The sequence below is a fragment of the Streptomyces sp. NPDC054786 genome (genome assembly GCF_053611685.1).
The window spans coordinates 53,712-72,849 of the sequence record NZ_JBSHAW010000001.1 but is presented as its reverse complement, the minus strand read 5'-3'; the positions used below and the strand labels follow the sequence as shown (position 1 = coordinate 72,849).

Annotated in this window: 16 protein-coding genes; 11 read left to right on the top strand and 5 right to left on the bottom strand. The window is 71.6% G+C overall.

Annotated elements, in window-relative coordinates:
* Positions 1 to 60 precede the first annotated feature (60 nt).
* Both ACWGI6_RS00305 and ACWGI6_RS00300 read left to right on the top strand, forming a co-directional pair.
* Positions 61 to 1,581, top strand: coding sequence for a 3-hydroxyacyl-CoA dehydrogenase (locus tag ACWGI6_RS00305; protein ID WP_453265432.1), 1,521 nt, complete (start codon positions 61 to 63; stop codon positions 1,579 to 1,581).
* A 2-nt stretch (positions 1,582 to 1,583) separates the two neighbouring features.
* The gene (locus ACWGI6_RS00300) at positions 1,584 to 2,174 is read left to right on the top strand and encodes a TetR/AcrR family transcriptional regulator (protein WP_453265431.1); all 591 of its coding nucleotides are present in this window, start codon (positions 1,584 to 1,586) and stop codon (positions 2,172 to 2,174) included.
* Between the two features lie 105 nt (positions 2,175 to 2,279).
* On the opposite strand, the gene ACWGI6_RS00295 is transcribed toward ACWGI6_RS00300, so the two are convergent.
* Positions 2,280 to 2,804, bottom strand: coding sequence for an Lrp/AsnC family transcriptional regulator (locus tag ACWGI6_RS00295; RefSeq protein ID WP_453265430.1), 525 nt, complete (start codon positions 2,802 to 2,804; stop codon positions 2,280 to 2,282).
* A gap of 223 nt (positions 2,805 to 3,027) precedes the next feature.
* Between ACWGI6_RS00295 and pdhA the strand changes: the two genes are divergently transcribed.
* From pdhA to ACWGI6_RS00270, 5 genes are all read left to right on the top strand, one after another.
* Positions 3,028 to 4,221, top strand: coding sequence for a pyruvate dehydrogenase (acetyl-transferring) E1 component subunit alpha (gene pdhA, locus ACWGI6_RS00290; RefSeq protein WP_453265429.1), 1,194 nt, complete (start codon positions 3,028 to 3,030; stop codon positions 4,219 to 4,221).
* Entirely contained in the window at positions 4,218 to 5,252 is a 1,035-nt protein-coding gene (locus ACWGI6_RS00285) for an alpha-ketoacid dehydrogenase subunit beta (protein WP_393904347.1), read from the top strand. Before pdhA ends, ACWGI6_RS00285 begins: the two co-directional genes overlap by 4 nt.
* Positions 5,252 to 6,943: a dihydrolipoamide acetyltransferase family protein gene (locus ACWGI6_RS00280; protein ID WP_453265428.1), complete on the top strand. Its 1,692-nt coding sequence runs from the start codon at positions 5,252 to 5,254 to the stop codon at positions 6,941 to 6,943. The genes ACWGI6_RS00285 and ACWGI6_RS00280 overlap by 1 nt, the downstream gene beginning before the upstream one ends.
* A gap of 231 nt (positions 6,944 to 7,174) precedes the next feature.
* Entirely contained in the window at positions 7,175 to 8,170 is a 996-nt protein-coding gene (locus ACWGI6_RS00275; RefSeq protein ID WP_453265427.1) for a DUF6457 domain-containing protein, read from the top strand.
* Complete coding sequence (locus tag ACWGI6_RS00270; RefSeq protein WP_453265426.1) at positions 8,167 to 9,855, top strand: molybdopterin molybdotransferase MoeA; 1,689 nt, start codon at positions 8,167 to 8,169, stop codon at positions 9,853 to 9,855. The genes ACWGI6_RS00275 and ACWGI6_RS00270 overlap by 4 nt, the downstream gene beginning before the upstream one ends.
* 110 nt (positions 9,856 to 9,965) lie before the next feature.
* Here the strand turns inward: ACWGI6_RS00270 and ACWGI6_RS00265 are convergent, their stop codons facing one another.
* The gene (locus ACWGI6_RS00265; protein ID WP_453265425.1) at positions 9,966 to 11,075 is read right to left on the bottom strand and encodes a potassium channel family protein; all 1,110 of its coding nucleotides are present in this window, start codon (positions 11,073 to 11,075) and stop codon (positions 9,966 to 9,968) included.
* A gap of 474 nt (positions 11,076 to 11,549) precedes the next feature.
* On the opposite strand from ACWGI6_RS00265, the gene ACWGI6_RS00260 reads away from it, so the two are divergent.
* Positions 11,550 to 12,527, top strand: a complete 978-nt coding sequence (locus tag ACWGI6_RS00260; protein ID WP_453265424.1) for an NAD(P)H-quinone oxidoreductase — start codon at positions 11,550 to 11,552, stop codon at positions 12,525 to 12,527.
* A 237-nt stretch (positions 12,528 to 12,764) separates the two neighbouring features.
* Here ACWGI6_RS00260 and ACWGI6_RS00255 read toward each other — a convergent pair whose 3' ends face one another.
* Positions 12,765 to 12,965 carry a hypothetical protein gene (locus ACWGI6_RS00255; protein WP_453265423.1) on the bottom strand — a complete coding sequence of 67 codons (201 nt, stop codon included), beginning with the start codon at positions 12,963 to 12,965 and terminating at the stop codon, positions 12,765 to 12,767.
* A gap of 390 nt (positions 12,966 to 13,355) precedes the next feature.
* Here ACWGI6_RS00255 and ACWGI6_RS00250 point away from each other — a divergent pair, with 390 nt between their 5' ends.
* The gene (locus ACWGI6_RS00250) at positions 13,356 to 13,604 is read left to right on the top strand and encodes a hypothetical protein (RefSeq protein ID WP_453265422.1); all 249 of its coding nucleotides are present in this window, start codon (positions 13,356 to 13,358) and stop codon (positions 13,602 to 13,604) included.
* Between the two features lie 137 nt (positions 13,605 to 13,741).
* Positions 13,742 to 14,305: a bacterial proteasome activator family protein gene (locus tag ACWGI6_RS00245; RefSeq protein ID WP_453265421.1), complete on the top strand. Its 564-nt coding sequence runs from the start codon at positions 13,742 to 13,744 to the stop codon at positions 14,303 to 14,305.
* 125 nt (positions 14,306 to 14,430) lie between these two features.
* Here ACWGI6_RS00245 and ACWGI6_RS00240 read toward each other — a convergent pair whose 3' ends face one another.
* Complete coding sequence (locus ACWGI6_RS00240) at positions 14,431 to 16,101, bottom strand: protein kinase domain-containing protein (RefSeq protein WP_453265420.1); 1,671 nt, start codon at positions 16,099 to 16,101, stop codon at positions 14,431 to 14,433.
* Between the two features lie 314 nt (positions 16,102 to 16,415).
* On the opposite strand from ACWGI6_RS00240, the gene ACWGI6_RS00235 reads away from it, so the two are divergent.
* Positions 16,416 to 18,029, top strand: a complete 1,614-nt coding sequence (locus tag ACWGI6_RS00235) for a protein kinase domain-containing protein (protein ID WP_453265419.1) — start codon at positions 16,416 to 16,418, stop codon at positions 18,027 to 18,029.
* Positions 18,030 to 18,047: 18 nt separating this feature from the next.
* Here the strand turns inward: ACWGI6_RS00235 and ACWGI6_RS00230 are convergent, their stop codons facing one another.
* Entirely contained in the window at positions 18,048 to 19,091 is a 1,044-nt protein-coding gene (locus ACWGI6_RS00230) for a phosphotransferase (protein ID WP_453265418.1), read from the bottom strand.
* Between the last annotated feature and the right edge of the window lie 47 nt (positions 19,092 to 19,138).

Below are 19,138 nucleotides of genomic sequence, written 5' to 3'. Positions count from 1 at the left end.
GGTCGGGGCAAGAGGGCCCGACCAGCCTGTGGAAAAGTCGGTCGGGGAGGATCAGCTGGCATGACGGCAATCGGAACCAGCAGCACCGTGGCAGTGGTGGGCACCGGCACCATGGGGCAGGGCATCGCGCAGGTGGCGCTGGTCGCCGGCCACCGGGTACGTCTCTACGACACCGTTCCCGGGCGCGCCGGACAGGCCGCCGAGGCGATCGCGCGGCGGCTGGACCGGCTCGTCGAAAAAGGCCGGATCCCGTCGGACGAGCGGGATGCCGCCCGCGCGCGCCTCTCCCCCGCCGCCGCCCCCGCGGAGCTGGCCGACGCCGCACTGGTCATCGAGGCGATCCTGGAGCAACTTCCCGCCAAGCAGGAGCTGTTCACCGCCCTGGAGGACATCGTGGCGGCGGACTGCCTGCTGGCCACCAACACCTCCTCACTGTCCGTGACCGCGGTCGCGGGCGGACTGCGCCACCCCGGCCGCTGTGTGGGCATGCATTTCTTCAACCCGGCGCCGCTGCTCCCCCTGGTCGAGGTGATCAGCGGTTTCGCCACCGACGAGGCCGCTGCCACCACCGCGTACGACACCGCCGCGGCCTGGGGCAAGAAGCCGGTGCGCTGTACGGACACCCCCGGTTTCCTCGTCAACCGCATCGCCCGCCCCTTCTACGCCGAAGCCCTGCGCGCCTACGAGGAGCGGGTGGCCGACCCGGCCACCATCGATGCGGTGCTGCGCGACGGTGCCGGCTTCAAGATGGGGCCCTTCGAGCTGACCGACCTCATCGGGCAGGACGTGAACGAGGCGGTCACCCACTCCGTGTGGCGGGCGTTCTTCCAGGACCCGAAGTTCACCCCCTCCCTGGCGCAGCGCCGGCTGGTCGAGTCCGGGCTGCACGGCCGCAAGGCAGGGCGGGGATGGTTCGACTACTCCGAGGGCGCCCGCCGGCCCGAACCGCGGACCGCCGAGCCCTGCCCGGCGCCCGAGTCCGTCGGTCTGCACGCGAAACTGCCCGGCCCCGCGGTGGTGCTGCGCGAGCTCATCGAGGAGGCGGGCATCAAGATCACCCGTGACCGGACGCAGGGGGAGTCGGGGGGTTTCCTCCGACTGCCCGGTGGGGCCTGTCTGGCGCTGACCAACGGCCGTCCGGCGACGTCCGGCGTCTACGGGAAACACATCCGCTTCGATCTCTCCCTGGACTACCGCGCGGCCACCCGGATCGCCCTGGCGGCCTCGGCGGCGGTCTCCGAGGAGGACCTCGCGGAGGCGGTCGGGCTGTTCCAGGCGCTCGGCAAGCAGGTCAGCGTGATCGAGGACGTACCGGGGATGATCGTCGCCCGGACCATCGCGATGATCATCGACTTCGCCGTGGACGCCGCGGCCCGCGGGGTCGCGAGTCCTGAGGACATCGACACGGCCATGCGGCTGGGCGTGAACTATCCCGGCGGCCCCATGGAGTGGGTCGAGCGGCTCGGTGCCCCATGGGTGTGGGATCTGCTGAATTCGATGCACCACCAGAACGCCGGTGGGCGCTACGCACCGTCGTGGGCGCTGCGGCGCCGTGCAGACGTCGAGGAATGGGTGCTCTAATCATGACCATGGCCAAGCGCGACACCTATACGCCCGATTCGCTGCTCGCGGTCGCCGTCGAGGTGTTCATCGAGCGCGGCTACGACGGCACGTCCATGGAGCACCTCTCCAAAGCGGCCGGCATCTCGAAGTCCTCGATCTACCACCATGTCCGCAGCAAGGAAGAGCTGCTGCGGCGCGCGATAAGCCGCGCCCTGGACGGGCTGTTCGGTGTGCTGGAGGAGCCGGGCGCCCTTCAGGGGCGGGCGATCGAACGGCTGGAGCACGTCACCCGGCGCGTGGCCGAGGTGCTGATGGATGAACTCCCCTATGTGACACTGCTGTTGCGGGTGCGGGGAAATACGGACACCGAGCGGTGGGCCATGGAGCGCCGCCGGGAGTTCGACCACGAGGTCTCCGATCTGCTCAAGCAGGCCGCCGCCGACCGCGACCTCCGGGACGACGTGGACATCCGGCTGGCCACCCGTCTGCTCTTCGGCATGATCAACTCGATTGTGGAGTGGTACCGGCCTGGGCGCGGCGGCGCGGTGAGCCGTGACGAGGTCGCCGAGGCCGTGGTGCGTACGGCGTTCGAGGGACTGCGCAAGCCCTGATCTGCGCAAGCGCCGTTCGGCGTGCACCTTGACCGGGCAGGTCCGATCCGGGCACCCCAAAGGCGTCTGCGCCCGGCGGGCGCTTGCTCCCCCGCCCGGAGCGGGTCACTCCTCCTCGGGCCCGAGGTCGGTCTCCTCGAAGACCAGCAGGGTGCGGGTGCTCAGCACTTCCGGTATCGACTGGATACGGGTGAGGACCAGCTCCCGCAGCTCGCGGTTGTCCTTGGTGTGGACCAGTAGCAGCACATCGAAATCACCGCTGACCAGCGCGATGTGGGTGGCCCCCGGCAGCGTGGTGAGCTGCTTGCGCACGGTCCGCCAGGAGTTCTGCACGATCTTCAGCGTGATGTATGCGGAGGCGCCCTGACCTGCGCGTTCCTGGTCGATGAGGGCACTGAAGCCGCGGATCACCCCGTCGTCGATCAGCCGATTGATCCGGGCGTAGGCATTGGCGCGCGAGACATGCACCCGCTCGGCCACGGAGCGTATCGAGGCCCTGCCGTCGGTCTGCAGCATGCGCAGGATCGAACGGTCGATGGTGTCCAGCGGGCGTGCGGCCGGCGAGGGCGGCGCGGGGGCGGGTGCCGCGGGCGGCTGCCCGCCGGAATTGGCCATCTGTTCGTCCGGCATATGGTCCCGCCTCCCCTTGGTGGACGCCCTGTCTTCATCTCAGGCTGTGGAGAACCGTTTGTCCACAGGCTGAGCCCGCCTGTAGCCAAAATGCATCGGCGACCGAACAATCGGTAGGGCAGGGCGTACCCGCCCTGGCCGATTCCATCCTGCCCGTCCGCCGTCCGCCCACCACCCACTGAGGCGCACCGCGCCACCCCTTCGATCCGAGGAGGTGCTCGACATGACGGTCCTTGAGCAGCCCGGCAGCAGCAGGAACAAGAGCAGCCTGGCCGGCCCGCCGCCTGCCTGGCGGCCGCGCGCCGATCCCGCGCCCCTCCTGCCCGACGAGGAGCCGTACCGCCTCCTGGGTACGGACGCTGCGGCCCGGCTCGACTCCGGACTGCTGACCCGGCTCTACGCCCAGCTGGTGCGTGGCCGCCGGTACAACGCCCAGGCCACGGCCCTGACCCGGCAGGGACGCCTGGCGGTCTACCCGTCCTCCACGGGACAGGAGGCCTGCGAGGTCGCCGCGGCGCTGGCCCTCGAAGACAGGGACTGGCTCTTCCCCAGCTATCGCGACACCCTCGCCGCCGTGGCCCGCGGCCTCGACCCCGTACAGGCGCTGACCCTGCTGCGCGGCGACTGGCACAACGGATACGACCCGCACGAGCACCGCATCGCCCCCCTGTGCACCCCGCTCGCCACCCAGCTCCCGCATGCCGTGGGCCTGGCACACGCCGCGCGCCTCAAGGGCGACGAGGTGGTGGCACTGGCTATGGTGGGCGACGGCGGCACGAGCGAGGGCGACTTCCACGAGGCGCTGAACTTCGCGGCGGTCTGGCAGGCGCCGGTGGTCTTCCTCGTCCAGAACAACGGCTTCGCGATCTCCGTGCCGCTCGCCAAGCAGACCGCCGCGCCGTCCCTCGCCCACAAGGCGGTCGGATACGGCATGCCGGGCCGCCTGGTCGACGGCAATGACGCGCCCGCCATGCACGAGGTGCTCACCGAGGCCGTGCAGCGGGCCCGCAGGGGCGGCGGCCCCACCCTGATCGAGGCCGTCACCTATCGCATCGAGGCGCACACCAACGCCGACGACGCCACCCGCTACCGCAGCGATGCCGAGGTCGAGACCTGGCGGGCCCACGACCCGATAGCCCTTCTGGAGCATGAGCTGGCGGCCCGCGATCTGCTGACCGATGAATTCGTCGCCGCCACCCGGGACGGCGCCGAGCAGCTGGCGGCCGACCTCAGGGAGCGGATGAACGCCGACCCGGAGCTCGACCCGATGGACCTGTTCACCCACGTATTCGCCGAGCAGACCAGCCAACTGCGCGCCCAGGCCGCACTGCTGCGCGCCGAGCTGGACGCCGAGGCCGACGGACACACCGAGGACGCAGCGGGCGCCGACGGCTCCGCCGAGGAGGCCAGGCCATGACGACCATCGCTCCGGCGACCGCGCGCAAGCCCGCCACCATGGCGCAGGCGCTGACCCGCGCGCTGCGCGACGCCATGGCCGACGACCCGTCCGTCCATGTCATGGGCGAGGACGTCGGCGCCCTGGGCGGCGTCTTCCGGGTGACCGACGGCCTCGCCAAGGAGTTCGGCGAGGACCGCTGCACCGACACCGCGCTCGCCGAGGCCGGCATCCTGGGCACCGCCGTCGGCATGGCGATGTATGGGCTGCGGCCGGTCGTCGAGATGCAGTTCGACGCCTTCGCCTACCCGGCGTTCGAGCAGCTGATCAGCCATGTCGCCCGGATGCGCAACCGCACCCGCGGGGCGCTGACGATGCCGCTGACCATCCGCATCCCGTACGGCGGCGGCATCGGCGGGGTCGAGCACCACAGCGACTCCTCCGAGGCGTACTACCTCGCCACCCCCGGGCTCCAGGTCGTCACCCCGGCGACCGTCGAGGACGCCTACGGGCTGCTGCGCGCCGCCATCGCCTCAGACGACCCGGTCGTCTTCCTGGAGCCCAAGCGCCTGTACTGGTCCAAGGCCGACTGGTCGCCCGATGCGCCCACCGAGGTCGCCCCCTTGGGCCGGGCCGCGGTCCGGCGCCGCGGCAGCAGTGCCACGCTGATCACCTACGGCCCGTCGCTGCCGGTCTGCATGGAGGCCGCCGAGGCCGCCCGCGCCGAGGGCTGGGACCTCGAAGTGGTCGATCTGCGCTCGCTGATGCCGTTCGACGACGACACGGTCTGCGCGTCGGTGCGGCGGACCGGACGAGCCGTGGTCGTCCATGAGTCCAACGGGTTCGGCGGTCCCGGCGGTGAGATCTCCGCGCGGATCACCGAGCGCTGCTTCCACCACCTGGAGGCGCCGGTCCTGCGCGTCTCCGGCTTCGACATCCCCTATCCGCCGCCCATGCTGGAACGGCACCATCTGCCCGGCGTGGACCGGATTCTGGACACCGTCGCCCGCCTCCAGTGGGAGTCGGACTGGACCGAGGGACGTGGTGAGTGATGGCCGTGGTCCGCGAATTCACCCTGCCCGACCTGGGGGAAGGCCTCACCGAGGCGACGATCGTGCACTGGATGGTCGAGGTCGGCGAGGTGGTGGCGATCGACCAGCCGGTGGTGGAGGTCGAGACCGCCAAGGCGATGGTGGAGGTGCCGTGCCCGTATGGGGGCGTGGTGACCGCCCGCTTCGGTGAGGAGGGGGAAGAAGTCCCGGTGGGGGCGCCGCTGGTGACGGTCGCGGTGGGGGCCGTGCCCGATGATCTGGCGGGGACGGGCCCTGGGACGGGGCCTGGCGCCGGGACGGGTGTGACAGGTGGTGCACCCGATGCGGGGGCTTCGGCGCCGGCTTCCGCCGGGACCTCCGGTCCGGCCGCGGAGGGCCCGGCGGATGCCGGGTCCGGGAATGTGCTCGTCGGGTACGGCACGAGCGCGGCGGCGGCGCGGCGGCGCCGGATCCGGCCGGGGGGCGGGGCGGGACCCGTGGCGGGAGTGCCGCGGCCGCCCGCAGGAGTGGTGAACGGCTCGTCCGGGGCTGGAGCGGTCGACGGTGCGCCTGGTGGCTCAGGTGCGGCTGATGCGGGGGCGGCGGCTGTTGGGTCAGTCGGCGTCACCGGGGCTGCCGGGGCCATGGGGGCGGACGGGTCGGCCAGGACGGCTGGGGCGGACGGGGCGTCCGGGGCCGGTGCCGTGGATGCCGGTAGTCGTACGGTGGCCGTCATTTCCCCGCTGGTGCGTCGGATGGCGCGGGAAAACGGGCTGGATCTGCGGGAGTTGACGGGGTCCGGGCGGGATGGGCTGATTCTCCGTACGGACGTCGAGTGCGCGGTCCGGGCACGGCAGGAGCAGGAGTCGGTGGGTAGTGCCGGGGCGGCCGCCTCGGTTGGTGCCCACGGGGTGAATGGTGTCCGAGGGGTGGTCGGCGCCGGTGCGACGGGTGTGGCGGGGGCCGCGACCGCTGCCGGAGCCGTGAGGACCATCGGATCCACGGGAGCCGGTGGCGCGGCGGGTGAGGAGCGGATCCCGTTGAGGGGGATGCTCGGTGCGGCCGCCGAGAAGTTCAGCCGCAGCCGTCGGGAGATCCCGGAGGCGACCTGCTGGGTGGACGCCGATGCCACCGAACTCCTGGCCGCCCGTAGGGCGATGAATGTGCCGGGCGTCCCCAAGGTGTCGCTGCTCGCGCTGCTGGCCCGGATCACCATGGCGGCGCTCGCACGGTTCCCCCAGCTCAACGCCACCGTCGACACCAAGGCTCAGGAGATCGTCCGGCTGCCCGCCGTCCATCTGGGCTTTGCGGCGCAGACCGACCGCGGTCTGGTCGTGCCGGTCGTACGCGACGCCCATGCCCGTACGGTCGAGGAGCTGTCCGCCGAGATCGCCCGGCTCACCGAGACCGCCCGGGCCGGCGGGCTCTCCCTGGCCGAGCTGACACATGGCACCTTCACCCTCAACAACTACGGTGTCTTCGGCGTCGACGGCTCCACGCCGATCATCAACCACCCCGAGGCGGCGATGCTCGGTGTCGGCCGGATAGCCGCCAAACCCTGGGTGCACGAGGGGGAGTTGGCCGTCCGGCAGGTCGTTCAGCTCTCGCTCACCTTCGATCACCGGGTGTGTGACGGCGGCACCGCCGGAGGCTTCCTGCGCTTTGTGGCCGACTGTGTGGAACAGCCCGCGCTGCTGCTACGGACGCTGTGACATCCGCGAGACCGGTGACATCGGTGAAACGGTGGCGGCACTGAGCCGTTGGCGGCAGTCAGCCGGTGGCGGCGGTGAAGGCGGTGACCGCGGCAAGGCGGGTGGCAGCCCGCGGCGTGTGTGACGGGTGCGCCTCCCCGGCCGGGGCCGTTGCGTCCGCTGTGGCGGAGCTGACAGCTGCCGCAGCTCCGGCACCGGTGTGATCCGCTTCGCCCCGGCGATACTCAAGGGGTGAACGACCTCACCGACTACGACACCATCGTGCTGGCCGGAGGCGCGGCCCGGCGGCTCGGCGGGGCGGACAAACCCGCCCTGTCCGTCGGCGGTCGCCCCCTCCTGGACCGGGTGCTCGCCGCCTGCCCCGATACGGCGCTCACCGTCGTCGTCGGCCCTCACCGTCCGACCACCCGTGCCGTCGTCCGCGCCCTTGAGGACCCGCCGGGCGGCGGTCCGCTCGCCGCACTCGACGCCGGCCTGCGGCACACCACCGCCCCGACGGTGCTCGTCCTCTCCGCCGACCTCCCGTTCCTGACCGCCGCGACCGTGCAGAGCCTGTTGGCGGCGGCGACGGAATCGGCCGCCGCCGGGCCGGGCGGCGGTTCACCCCACGGCGATTCCGCGCCCCGTGAGGGTTTCGCGCCCCACGGCGTTTCCGCGCCCCGCGGCGGTGAAGCGGCGCGCGACGGGGCGATGCTCCAGGACGCCTCGGGGCGGGACCAGCCGCTGGTGGCCGCCTATCGGGCCGAGTCGCTGCGCCGTGAGCTGGCGCGGGTACGGGCCGAACAGGGCACTCTGGCCGGTCTGCCGCTGCGTGCCCTGGTGAAAGGGCTGCTGCTCGAACGGGTCCCGGACGTCACGACCACGGCATCCTTCGACTGCGACACCTGGGAAGACATCAGCGCGGCGCGCGCCCGTATCAGGGAGCATGGAAACGTGTTGGATGAATGGATCACCGCAGTCAAGGCCGACCTGGGCATCGAACTCGATGTCGACACGGCGGCGCTTCTCGATCTCGCGCGGGACGCGGCGCACGGCGTCGCCCGGCCGGCCGCACCGCTGACGACCTTCCTGATCGGTTACGCGGCGGGCCAACAGGGCCGGGACGTGAAGGAGCTGACCGCACGGGCCACCGCGCTGGCCAACCGCTGGGCGGCGGAGGCCGAGGAGTCCGCCGGCTCGGCGGAGGCCGGCGGCGGCACGGGTACCGAATCGAAGCCCGCGGAATGACCGACGGCGAGTTCGACGGGAAGCCCGGCGGCACGGCGGGCCGGACAGAGGGCGAGACAAGGGGCGACGGGCGTCGCGACCCGTTCGAGGAGGCGCTCGCGCTGGCCAACGCAACGGCGCCGATGCGCGTACGGCCCGAGGCCGAGGGCGGGGCCGAGCCCACGACCGTCAGCCTGCCGTATGCCGCCCACGAGGCCACGGCAGCCGCCTCCTCCGCCACCTGGTGCGGAAGCGACGTCCCCTACACGCCGGACGATCCCTTCTCCCCCGACGACCCCACCGCCTCCGGAAACAGCACCTCCAGCTCTTCCGGCGCCTCCCGCCCCTCTGGCCCCGCCGGCCCCGAAGCCCCCTCGGCTCCCACCTCCCCCGCTCCCCTGAACCTCCCCTGGCACACCGCCCGGGGCATCGCGGAGCGCGCCGCAGCCGGCCCACCCACGCCCGAGACCTCGGCGCTCGGTGCCGCGCTCGGCCGTACGCTCGCCGCGCCCCTCACCGCGCTCACCGATCTGCCGTCGTTCGACACCTCGGCGATGGACGGCTGGGCGGTATCCGGCCCCGGCCCCTGGCGCGTCGACCACCCCGCCGACGCACCCGAGGCCGGTCCCGCTCCCGGCATCCTCGCCGGTCACGCGTCGACCGAGGCGCTCCACGACGGCCATGCGATCCCGATCGCCACCGGTGCGCGCGTGCCGTCCGGTGCCACCGCCGTGCTGCGCAGCGAGCACGGCGAGGTCCGTGAGCTGAGCGACGGCGGACGGCGGCTGTACGCACCGCAGCCCGCGCCGCCCGGTCAGGACATCCGCCCGCGGGGTCAGGAGTGCCGCCGCGGCGACCAGCTGCTGCCCGTCGGCGCCCTGGTGACCCCCGCCGTTCTCGGCCTGGCCGCCGCGGCCGGTTACGACGAGCTGACCGCGTACCCCCGGCCGCGCGTCGAAGTGCTCGTGCTGGGCGATGAGTTGCTGGACCACGGCCTGCCCCAGGAGGGCCGGATCCGCGATGCGCTCGGCCCGATGCTCGCCCCGTGGCTGCATGCGCTGGGCGTCGAGGCGGCCGCGCCGCGCCATCTCGCCGACGACGCCGACACCCTGTATGCCGCCGTTGCGGAGTCCACCGCCGACGTGGTGATCACCACCGGCGGCACCGCATCGGGCCCCGTCGACCATGTGCACCCCACCCTGCGCCGGCTGGGCGCCGAGGTGCTGGTCGACGGCGTTGCGGTCCGCCCCGGGCACCCCATGCTGCTTGCCCGCCTGGCCGCGCACCGGCATCTCGTCGGCCTGCCCGGCAACCCCCTCGCCGCGGTCTCCGGCCTGGTCACGCTCGCCGAACCGCTGCTCCGTACGCTCGCCGCGCGCCAGCCCGCCGCGCCGTACCGGACGCCGCTGGCCGCCCCCGTCCACGGGCATCCGCAGGACACCCGGATCGTTCCGGTGGTCTACCGCGATGACGAACGGCACGGCCTGATGGCGGCGCCGCTGCACTTCCACGGCCCTGCCATGCTGCGCGGAATCGCCGCCGCCGATGCGCTGGCCGTCGTCCCGCCCGGTGGCGCGGAGCGCGGCACCGAGCTCGAACTCCTGGAACTTCCCTGGTCGGCCGGCTCGTCGGCAGGCTGGTCCGCGGATTCCTCGACGGGTTCGCCGGGCGCATCAACGGGCTGGACCGCCCCCGGGCGCGCGTAGGGCAGGGCGCAGGCCGTCTGCCGTGCCTGCCGCCACGTCGCTCGTCGGCCCGGGTCCCGTCCTCCGCTCGGCCCGCCGCCCCCTTCGCGCACCCTCTGCCCGCGCACACGTCAGCTGCTCGGCCCCGCCTGACTGATGGTGATCACGCGGTCGGTGAGTTCGAGCGTCGCGGCCTGCGGGTCGCTGTAGTTCAGCACCCGGTGCCCCCGTACGACCGCCACCACCAGATCACCGAGCTCGCGGGGGGAGCGGCCCGCCTCGCTCTTCGTCACCGGCCGCTCGTCGAGATCCAGTCCGCTCCCGTAGGTCAGCAGATCTTCCAGGACCGTGCCGACGTACGGGCTGGCCATGGACATACCGAGCAGCCGTCCCGCCGCGCTGGAACTCGTGATGACCATGTCGGCGCCGCTCTGCTTCAGCAGCGGTACGTTCTCGTCCTCGCGGACCGCCACCACGATGGAGGCGTGCTTGTTGAGCTGCCGCGCCGTCAGCGTGACCAGGGCCGCGGTGTCGTCCCGCTGGGTTGCCACGACAACGCGCGCGGCACGCTGCAACTCGGCCCTGGTCAGGGTGTCGGAGCGGGTCGCGTCGCCGTGCACGCCCACGAAGCCGTCACTGCTGGCGGCGTCCACGACCGTCTTCTGCGGATCGACAACGACGATCTTCTCTTTCGAGACGCCCTGGCCGATCAGGGTCTCGATGGTGTGGCGGCCCTTTGTCCCGTACCCGATGACGACGACGTGATCTCGCATGCGGGACCTCCAACGATGAATACGTACCTGGTGCCGGGTGCGCGCGGTGAGGACTTCGAGCGTGGTGCCGACCAAGATGATCAGGAACAGTACGCGGAGCGGCGTGATGACCAGGATGTTGATCAGCCGTGCGCCGTCGCTGACCGGAGTGATGTCGCCGTAGCCGGTGGTCGAGAGGGTGACCGTCGCGTAGTAGGCCGCGCCGAGGAAATCGACCTGGTGGTGGGCGTTGTCGCGGTATCCGGCGCGGTCGAGCCATACGAGCAGCGTCGTGAGCGCCAGCACGCCGAGCGCCATCACCAGCCGTCGCAGGACCTGTTGGAGTGGCGGTGCCATGTCCTGGGCGGGCATGACGATGGAGCGGCCGGCCTCGGTGTCGTCCTTGGCCTCGGTCCGGGTGCGGGACCAGAGGGAGCGGAGGATGGCGAATCTGTCGGTCCCGCGGCGCGGTTGCTGCTCGTCACTCATCCGGTCGACGCTCCCGGAACGGCCTGCTCTGCGGCGGTCTGTGGAGGAAACATGCCTCCCATGCTCCGGGATGCAGGCACCCGTGCGTGCGTAGCCGCGGCGGGAGCCGGCGACCGGCGGCAGGACTCCGCTGCACCGGCGAAGGCGCGAGCCGTCGTCTTGATCATGGAGCGTTGATATCGCCGGCAGCGGGGCGGTTGCAGGGCAATGACGGGGTGCTCACCCGGTGGAGTGGCAAGTCGTACCGGAGAAAGCAAAGGCTGGGCCCCAGCGCCGCGCCGTGGCCCGGCACCGTCGCGCCGTGGCCCGCCCGAGTACCCCGAAGAGGTGCCCCGTTGCCTCGCACCGGCGTCGACCCGGTGCCTCGGGCGGATGAATAACCGCACTTCATCCGGGGGCCGGTGGCCGACCCGGCGGTAGTCATGAGCCCCCGCACCGTCGCCCTGTACGCGGACGGCGAGTAGCCTCGCGCCCATGCGAGCGATCACTATCCCCGAGCCCGGCGGCCCCGAAGCACTTGTCTGGGCGGACGTGCCCGATCCGCAGCCCGCCGAGGGCGAGGTCCTGATCGAGGTCGTGGCCAGCGCCGTGAACCGCGCCGACCTGCTCCAGCGCCAGGGCTTCTACGACCCGCCGCCCGGGTCCTCCCCGTATCCGGGGCTGGAGTGCTCGGGGCGGATCATCGAGCTCGGTCCCGGCGTGCACGGCTGGGCCGTCGGTGACGAGGTGTGCGCGCTGCTGGCGGGCGGCGGATATGCCGAGAAGGTCGCCGTCCCCGCCGGGCAGATCCTGCCGGTGCCGGACGGCCTGGACCTGATCACGGCCGCCGCGTTGCCCGAGGTGACCTGCACGGTCTGGTCGAACGTCTTCATGATCGCGCATCTGCGGCCCGGCGAGACGCTGCTGGTCCACGGCGGTGCCAGCGGCATCGGCACCATGGCGATCCAGCTCGCCAAGGCGGTCGGCGCGCGGGTCGCGGTCACCGCGGGCGGCCCCGAGAAGCTGGCCCGCTGTGCCGAGCTGGGCGCGGACATCCTCATCGACTACCGCGAGCAGGACTTCGTCCAGGAGATCCGCAAGGCCACCGACGGCACGGGCGCGGACGTCATCCTCGACATCATCGGTGCGAAATACCTGCAGCGGAACGTCAAGGCGCTGGCGGTCAGCGGCCGGCTGGCCATCATCGGGCTGCAGGGCGGGGTGAAGGCGGAGCTGAATCTCGCCGCCCTGATGGCCAAGCGCGCCGCGATCACCGGTGCCGGGCTGCGTGCCCGCCCGCTGAACGAGAAGGCGGCCATCGTCGCCGCCGTACGGGAACACGTCTGGCCGCTGATCAGCAACGGCCAGGTGCGGCCGATCGTGGACCGTACGCTCCCGATGTCGGAGGCCGCCGAGGCGCACCGCATCGTGGAGGAAAGCGCGCATGTCGGCAAGGTCGTGCTGACGGTCTGAGCCGGCCGGCCTCCCGCCCCGTGGCCCGCGCCGCCCGGCCCCGCTCCTCCCACGTTCCCGTCGGGTAACCCGCCTGATCTGTCCGAGATGCCGTGAATCTCATCACATGTGACGCTGAGGAGGTCACTCGACGGCTCGGCACGGGAGGGGCATGTGGTCGCTCCAGGTTTCCGTTCGCGCATTGTCAGCGGTCTGTTGGTGGCCGCCGTCGTCCTGCCCGTTCCGATAGGGGTCACCTCAGCGGCGGCTGCGGACCGGCGGGGCACACCGGTCGACCGACATCCGCACCTCGCCCGCCCCGGCGATCAGCCCGACGACGACTATGCGCAGGAAGAAGCCGGGGCCGACGACTACGGGCTCGACGGTTACCCGTCCGACGACTTTGCGGCCGACCGTCGCCCGGTCGACGGGCGGGGTGACCGGGACCACCCTGGTCACCCGGGGGCCCCGGCGCGCCTCCCGGAGCTGCCGCCGCGCTTCCCCGGCCTGTCGGACGCCTTTCCGGGCTACCCGCACCGGCCTTCGCACCACCACTTCGGTGGGCCTCGCGGATATGGACGGTGGCACCACCGTCCGCATCACCCGTTCAGCCCTGCCTTCATCGGGCCGGCCGGCCCTCCGTACCCCCTCCCGGGGCCCGACTACGACAGCGCGGACTTCCCGGGGCGCGGTCATTATGGGCCGTCCGCCGGGACGAGTTCGCCCGACGTCGACCGTGCGCACCCCCGACCCGGTCGGCGCACCCCGGCGCCCAAGCACCCCAAGCCCTCGGCATCCGCATCCCATGCGGCACAGGGGACCTCGGCACGGCCGTCGCCCGCGCGACGCTTGAATGTCGCGGACCGGCTCACGCAGCGCTCCTACGAGGCGCTGCCGCCGCTCCCGACCCCTGCTGACCCCGAGGACGAGGCGCGTTCCGTACCGGACAGTGCGGATGGCGAAGTGGCCGCGACGGCGAGCCCCTACGCCATGGAAGCCCCGGACGCACCGGTCGAGCGGGTCCTTCCGATGGGCGCCGGCCTCGCTCTCACCGGACTGGGTCTGGCCTTCTTCGCCCTTCGGCTGCGCCGGAGCTGATTTCGGTGGTTTCGCGTGAAACGGTGGGAATCCGTTGTTTCACGTGAAACCACGGCAGCCGAGTCCGTCCAGAAGGGTGGATCACCTTCTCTCAGGGGCACCACCCTTCATGACCCCTCGTACGAGAGAATGGCGGCATGGATATGCCGATGAATGAACGGTCGCAGGAGAATCCGCACGTCCTGGTGGTCGGCCCGGACGGCATGGCGCTCGGCAGCACCGGCTCCGGCAGCGGGGGCGAAGGCGACGAACCCCGTGAGACCCCCGTGACGGACATGGTCGAACAGCCTGCAAAGGTCATGCGCATCGGCAGCATGATCAAGCAGTTGCTGGAGGAGGTGAAATCCGCTCCTCTGGACGAGGCGAGCCGGGTCCGGCTCAAGGAGATCCACGCCAGCTCGGTCAAGGAGCTGGAGGACGGGCTGGCCCCCGAGCTGGTCGAGGAGCTGGAGCGGCTGTCGCTGCCGTTCACCGAGGAATCGGTGCCGACGGATGCGGAGCTGCGGATTGCCCAGGCCCAGCTGGTGGGCTGGCTCGAGGGCCTCTTTCACGGCATCCAGACCGCACTGTTCGCCCAGCAGATGGCCGCCCGTGCCCAGCTGGAGTCGATGCGCCGTGCGCTGCCGCCCGGTGCCGTTCCGATGGACGCCGAGGAGGGCGCGCCCGGCCAGGGCGGTGCCCGCTCGGGCCCGTACCTCTAACGCTGTCCCAGGGCCGTCACGGTCGAGCCGGCGCACCACGCGCGGAATACACAGATGGGGCCGGCACGCATTCCGCGTGCCGGCCCCTCCGCTGTCCACGGACGGCCCGGGTGGGCCGTCTGCCGTCAGCCGCTACGGCCGGTCGAGATGGTCAGCTCGATGGTTGAGTCCTTGCTCGGGTACCACCAGCTGATGGCGGCCGGAGTCTGGTTGGTGACGGTGTTCTTGCCCCAGATCGAGCTGTCTTCCTGCCCGACGATCTTGTACTTCCACCCGGCGGCCTCGATGCACTTCTTCACCGAGTCCAGATTCTTGAAGCGGAACGAGGGGATGAGGATCTTGCCCTTGTCGCTGTAGCTCTTGGTCGGGTGGGTGCACTCGGACGCCAGGATCGTCGCCGTCTTGTCCTCGGGCCGGACGCTCTCGGTGGGCGACGCCGACGTGGTGTCGGAGTACGCCGACGTCGGGGTGATGTCACCGCCGGTGTCATCGCTGGAGCCGGCGCTCAGGCCGATGCCGATCGCGATCGCGGTGACCACGATCACGCCGACTATCGCCGAGACGACGATCACCGCGGTGTTGTTCTTCCGCGGGCGGGGGCCACCGGCCGGCGGCATCGAGGCCGTCACGGGCGGCGGCGGGTTGTACGCCGGCGGGGGCTGGTAGCCACCCGAGTTGAAGGGGGCAGGCCTCGGGATGGGACCGGGCGTGGGCGTCGGGTAGGCGTTGTTCGGCGGCGGGGGCGTCGAAGGACCGAATCCGGCGGCCTGGGTCGGCTGATACGGCTGCTGCACGCTCTGCGGAGGCGGGGTCTGCAGGTTGCCGGAAGCGGTGGGGAAGACCGCGGAGGACACCGACGAGCCGCTGGTGCGCGCCCGCGGGCCCTCGCCGATGATCAGGGGCGTCGCCCCGGACTGCCCGGATCCGACGACCCGCAGGCACTCGTCCCGCATCGCCTCGGAGGTGGGGAACCGCTCGTTGGGATTCTTCTTCAGCGCACGGGCCACCAGTGCGTCCACGGCCGGCGGCAGCGAGCTGTTGATGCTCGACGGGACCGGGGGCTCTTCCTGGACGTGGGCGTAGGCGATGGCGAGGGGGGAGTCCGCGTCGAACGGCAACTGACCGGTCAGCAGCTCGAAGAGCATGATGCCGACGGAGTAGAGGTCGGAGCGGGCGTCCACACCGCGGCCGAGGGCCTGCTCGGGCGACAGATATTGCGGGGTGCCGACGACCATGCCGGTCTGCGTCATGGACGTCACGCCGGACTGCATCGCGCGGGCGATGCCGAAGTCCATGACCTTGACGACGCCACGCTTGTTCAGCATGACGTTGCCGGGCTTGATGTCCCGGTGGACCAGGCCCACTTCATGGCTGACCTCGAGCGCGGCCAGCACATCGGCCGTGATCTTCAAGGCTTTTTCCGTCGGCATCGCGCCATGTTGGGCGATGTCGTTGTCCAGATCGGAGCGCAGCGGCTGGCCCGCGACGTACTCCATGACGATGTACGGCACCATGCCGCCGTCGAGCTCGTCCTCGCCGGAGTCGTAGACCGAGACGATATTGGTGTGCGTGAGCTTCGCCACGGACTGGGCCTCGCGCCGGAAGCGCTCACGGAAGGCCTGCTCGCGGCCGAGCTCGGTATGCAGGGTCTTGATCGCGACCTCGCGGTCCAGGACGCTGTCGTAAGCGAGGTGCACGGAGGCCATGCCACCGGCACCAAGAAGATCACGAAGCTGGTAACGTCCTCCGCCGACCGAACGGCCCTCGAATTGGCCCTGAGCGCCGTCCTGGCTCATCGTTCCGCTTCCCCCTAGGCGCACTGCCCGTACGTATAACGATCAAAATTCTGGAATTCCGCAGCCAAGTCTGCCCCAGGCCTCGGACACGTCAAGCTGTGTGCCCGTTCCGTGACCAGATGTGCAAGATCCCGTCACGGCCATGAGGCTTTTGCATGCCTCATTACCCCTGGTGAACTTGCGGCATTTGGCTTCCGGCAGGTTTGATGGCCGGTCCACGACGGACCGGCGGATGCCGCGGAGCCTGTAGCGTGCTCTAGCGAAGACCGATGACCTTACCGCTCTCATGCGGATCGATTCGACGGCGAGGACCGATGGCACCGACGCAGAGCCCCCAGGGCCCGTCCGATCCTGACGCCACCGGCTCCAATATCCCCGACGCACCGGAGATGTGGGGCAACGGTGGGCTGGTCGGCGATGGCCGCTACCGGCTCACGCGACGGCTCGGCCGCGGCGGCATGGCGGAGGTGTTCGCGGCCGAAGACGTACGTCTGGGCCGGACCGTCGCCGTGAAGCTGCTGCGCGCCGACCTCGCCGAGGACCCGGTGTCCAAGGCCCGCTTCACGCGTGAGGCACAGTCCGTGGCCGGGCTGAACCACCACGCTGTGGTAGCGGTCTACGACTCCGGCGAGGACCTGGTCGGCGGCAACACCGTGCCGTACATCGTGATGGAGCTGGTCGAGGGCCACACCATCCGCGATCTGCTGCTCAATGCCGACGCGCCGCCGGCGGACCAGGCGCTGATCATCGTCTCCGGTGTGCTGGAGGCGCTGGCCTACAGCCACCAGCACGGCATCGTGCACCGTGACATCAAGCCCGCGAACGTGATCATCACGAACAGTGGCGCCGTCAAGGTCATGGACTTCGGTATCGCCCGCGCGCTGCACGGCGCCGCGTCCACCATGACCCAGACCGGCATGGTCATGGGCACCCCCCAGTACCTCTCCCCGGAGCAGGCGCTCGGCAAGACCGTCGACACCCGCTCCGACCTCTACGCCACCGGCTGTCTGCTCTACGAACTCCTCACGCTGCGGCCGCCGTTCACCGGTGAGACCCCGCTGTCGGTCGTCTACCAGCACGTTCAGGACATGCCGGTGGCGCCGTCCGAGGTCGCCGACGCGGTGCCGCCGGAGCTGGACGGTCTGGTCATGCGGTCGCTGGCGAAGGACCCCGACGACCGGTTCCAGTCCGCCGAGGAGATGCGCGGCCTGGTCCAGTACTCGCTGCAGATGCTGCATGAGCAGGGTGGTCACACCGGCACCTGGAGCACCGGCCCGGTCGCGGTGCACGAGGGCGGTCACACCTCGTCCATGGGTGCCGCGGCCACCACCGCGCTGCCGCACCCCGACGCCGGGCGCACCACGGCGCAGCCGATTCTGCGGTCCGGTATGCGGGACGACGACGGTGGCTTCGACGGCGGTCCCCGGCCCGCCAAGGGCGGCCGCGGCAAGATCTGGCTGATCGCGGCGCTCGCGGTGATCGCCGTCGCCATGGGTGTGGCCTTCGCGCTGCAGAACACCGATGGCCAGGACAAGAAGCACGAAACCCCCACGTCGCAGTCGCCGAAGCCGACGAAGGACGACAAGGCGAGCGAGCCGCCGTCGGAGGAGCCGAGCACCCCGGAGACCGACCCGGGCAGCACGGGCGGTGACGGCAGCACGTACAGCGAGCCGCCGACCGAGCAGCCCAGCACGCCGGAAACCTCGGAGCCGCCCACCTCGGAGCCGCCGACGTCCGAGCCGCCGACGTCCGAGCCGCCCACCGACACCGGCGGGACGTCCGACGGCGGTCCCACGGACGGGGGCACCGCTGACGGAGGTGCCGCGGACGGTGGCGCCGCCAACGGCGGAACGACCGCCGGTGCGGACGGCGGGGCCACCGCCGGCAACGGCGCGGACGGCGGCGCCACGCTCGGTGCGGGCGGCTGACCGGAGCCCGGCCCCGGTTCAGCGGGTGAACGCGTTCCGTACGGCCCGGTATTCGCGGGTCCACCACACGGCCAGTGCGGCCGCCGCCGGGAACTGTGGATCGGTGCGGCGGTCGCCCAGCTGGTAGCGCCAGGTGAGCATCCAGAAGTCGTTCAGCCGCTCCCACCACACCCGGTGGACGGCCGCCGCGAGCTCATCGGCGCCGGCTCCGCAGGTGCTGCGGTAGGCGCGCGCGTACGCCGCCACCTTCGCCAGGTCCAGCGTGCCGCAGGGGCGGACGAAGAAGATCGCGGCGGCGCGCACCGCCTCCTCGGCGCGTGGCTGGACGCCCAGCCGGTCCCAGTCGACGATCGCGGTCGGTTCCGCGTCGCGGTAGAGCACATTCAGCGGGTGGAAGTCACCGTGCACCCAGCCCGCCGGGGGTTCCGCGTCGGGGGCCGGACGGTGGTGCGCCATCTGCGCCAGCAGGGCACGGCGCTCCAGCAGACGGTGTTCGGCGAGTTCGTCGAAGCTGGTGCGCGGCCGGGCGCCGCGGGCCAGGGCCAGCAGCTCGTCGATCATCTCGAAGGTCCGCTCGGGATCGGCGCCGGCGTCCGCGCAGGGTGGCCGGGGCGGATGCGGCTCGTCGGCCATGACCTGCTCCAGCGTGGTGTGGACGAGCCCGAGCAGGGAGCCGAGCTGCCAGGACTGGCCACAGGTCAGCGCGGCGCCGCCCAGGTGCAGGCCTTCGACCCAGGGGTGCAGGGCGTAGCAGCGGCCGTCGAGGACGGTGACGGTCCGGCCGTCCGCGTCGGCGACGGGCGGGGCGACCGGCAGGCCGAGCGCGGCGAGCCGGCGGGTGGCGCGGTGCTGGCGGGTGAGGGCGGCGCGGTCGCCGTCGAGATGGTGTTTGAGGAAGTAGCGGCCGCGGGTGGTGGCGAGGAAGTAGCCGTGGTTGAGCAGGCCCTCGGCGACGGGTTCGCAGGACAGCGGCGCGCCGGCGCCGGTGTAGTGGCGGAGCAGGGATCCGAGGGTGTCTCTGTCGGGCGTTGCCGCCGTCCGGACTACAGATGAGCGCAGCACGCGCCAGATGTTAGATCAACTGCGCCTGTCGGAGTGGGTGTGCCGGA

Excerpts from the sequence above, each read along its gene's own strand:
- ACWGI6_RS00305 (WP_453265432.1), top strand. The coding sequence starts at position 61 with ATGACGGCAATCGGAACCAGCAGCACCGTGGCAGTGGTGGGCACCGGC.
- ACWGI6_RS00300 (WP_453265431.1), top strand. The coding sequence starts at position 1,584 with ATGACCATGGCCAAGCGCGACACCTATACGCCCGATTCGCTGCTCGCG.
- ACWGI6_RS00295 (WP_453265430.1), bottom strand. The coding sequence starts at position 2,804 with ATGCCGGACGAACAGATGGCCAATTCCGGCGGGCAGCCGCCCGCGGCA.
- pdhA (WP_453265429.1), top strand. The coding sequence starts at position 3,028 with ATGACGGTCCTTGAGCAGCCCGGCAGCAGCAGGAACAAGAGCAGCCTG.
- ACWGI6_RS00285 (WP_393904347.1), top strand. The coding sequence starts at position 4,218 with ATGACGACCATCGCTCCGGCGACCGCGCGCAAGCCCGCCACCATGGCG.
- ACWGI6_RS00280 (WP_453265428.1), top strand. The coding sequence starts at position 5,252 with ATGGCCGTGGTCCGCGAATTCACCCTGCCCGACCTGGGGGAAGGCCTC.
- ACWGI6_RS00270 (WP_453265426.1), top strand. The coding sequence starts at position 8,167 with ATGACCGACGGCGAGTTCGACGGGAAGCCCGGCGGCACGGCGGGCCGG.
- ACWGI6_RS00265 (WP_453265425.1), bottom strand. The coding sequence starts at position 11,075 with ATGAGTGACGAGCAGCAACCGCGCCGCGGGACCGACAGATTCGCCATC.
- ACWGI6_RS00260 (WP_453265424.1), top strand. The coding sequence starts at position 11,550 with ATGCGAGCGATCACTATCCCCGAGCCCGGCGGCCCCGAAGCACTTGTC.
- ACWGI6_RS00245 (WP_453265421.1), top strand. The coding sequence starts at position 13,742 with ATGGATATGCCGATGAATGAACGGTCGCAGGAGAATCCGCACGTCCTG.
- ACWGI6_RS00240 (WP_453265420.1), bottom strand. The coding sequence starts at position 16,101 with ATGAGCCAGGACGGCGCTCAGGGCCAATTCGAGGGCCGTTCGGTCGGC.
- ACWGI6_RS00235 (WP_453265419.1), top strand. The coding sequence starts at position 16,416 with ATGGCACCGACGCAGAGCCCCCAGGGCCCGTCCGATCCTGACGCCACC.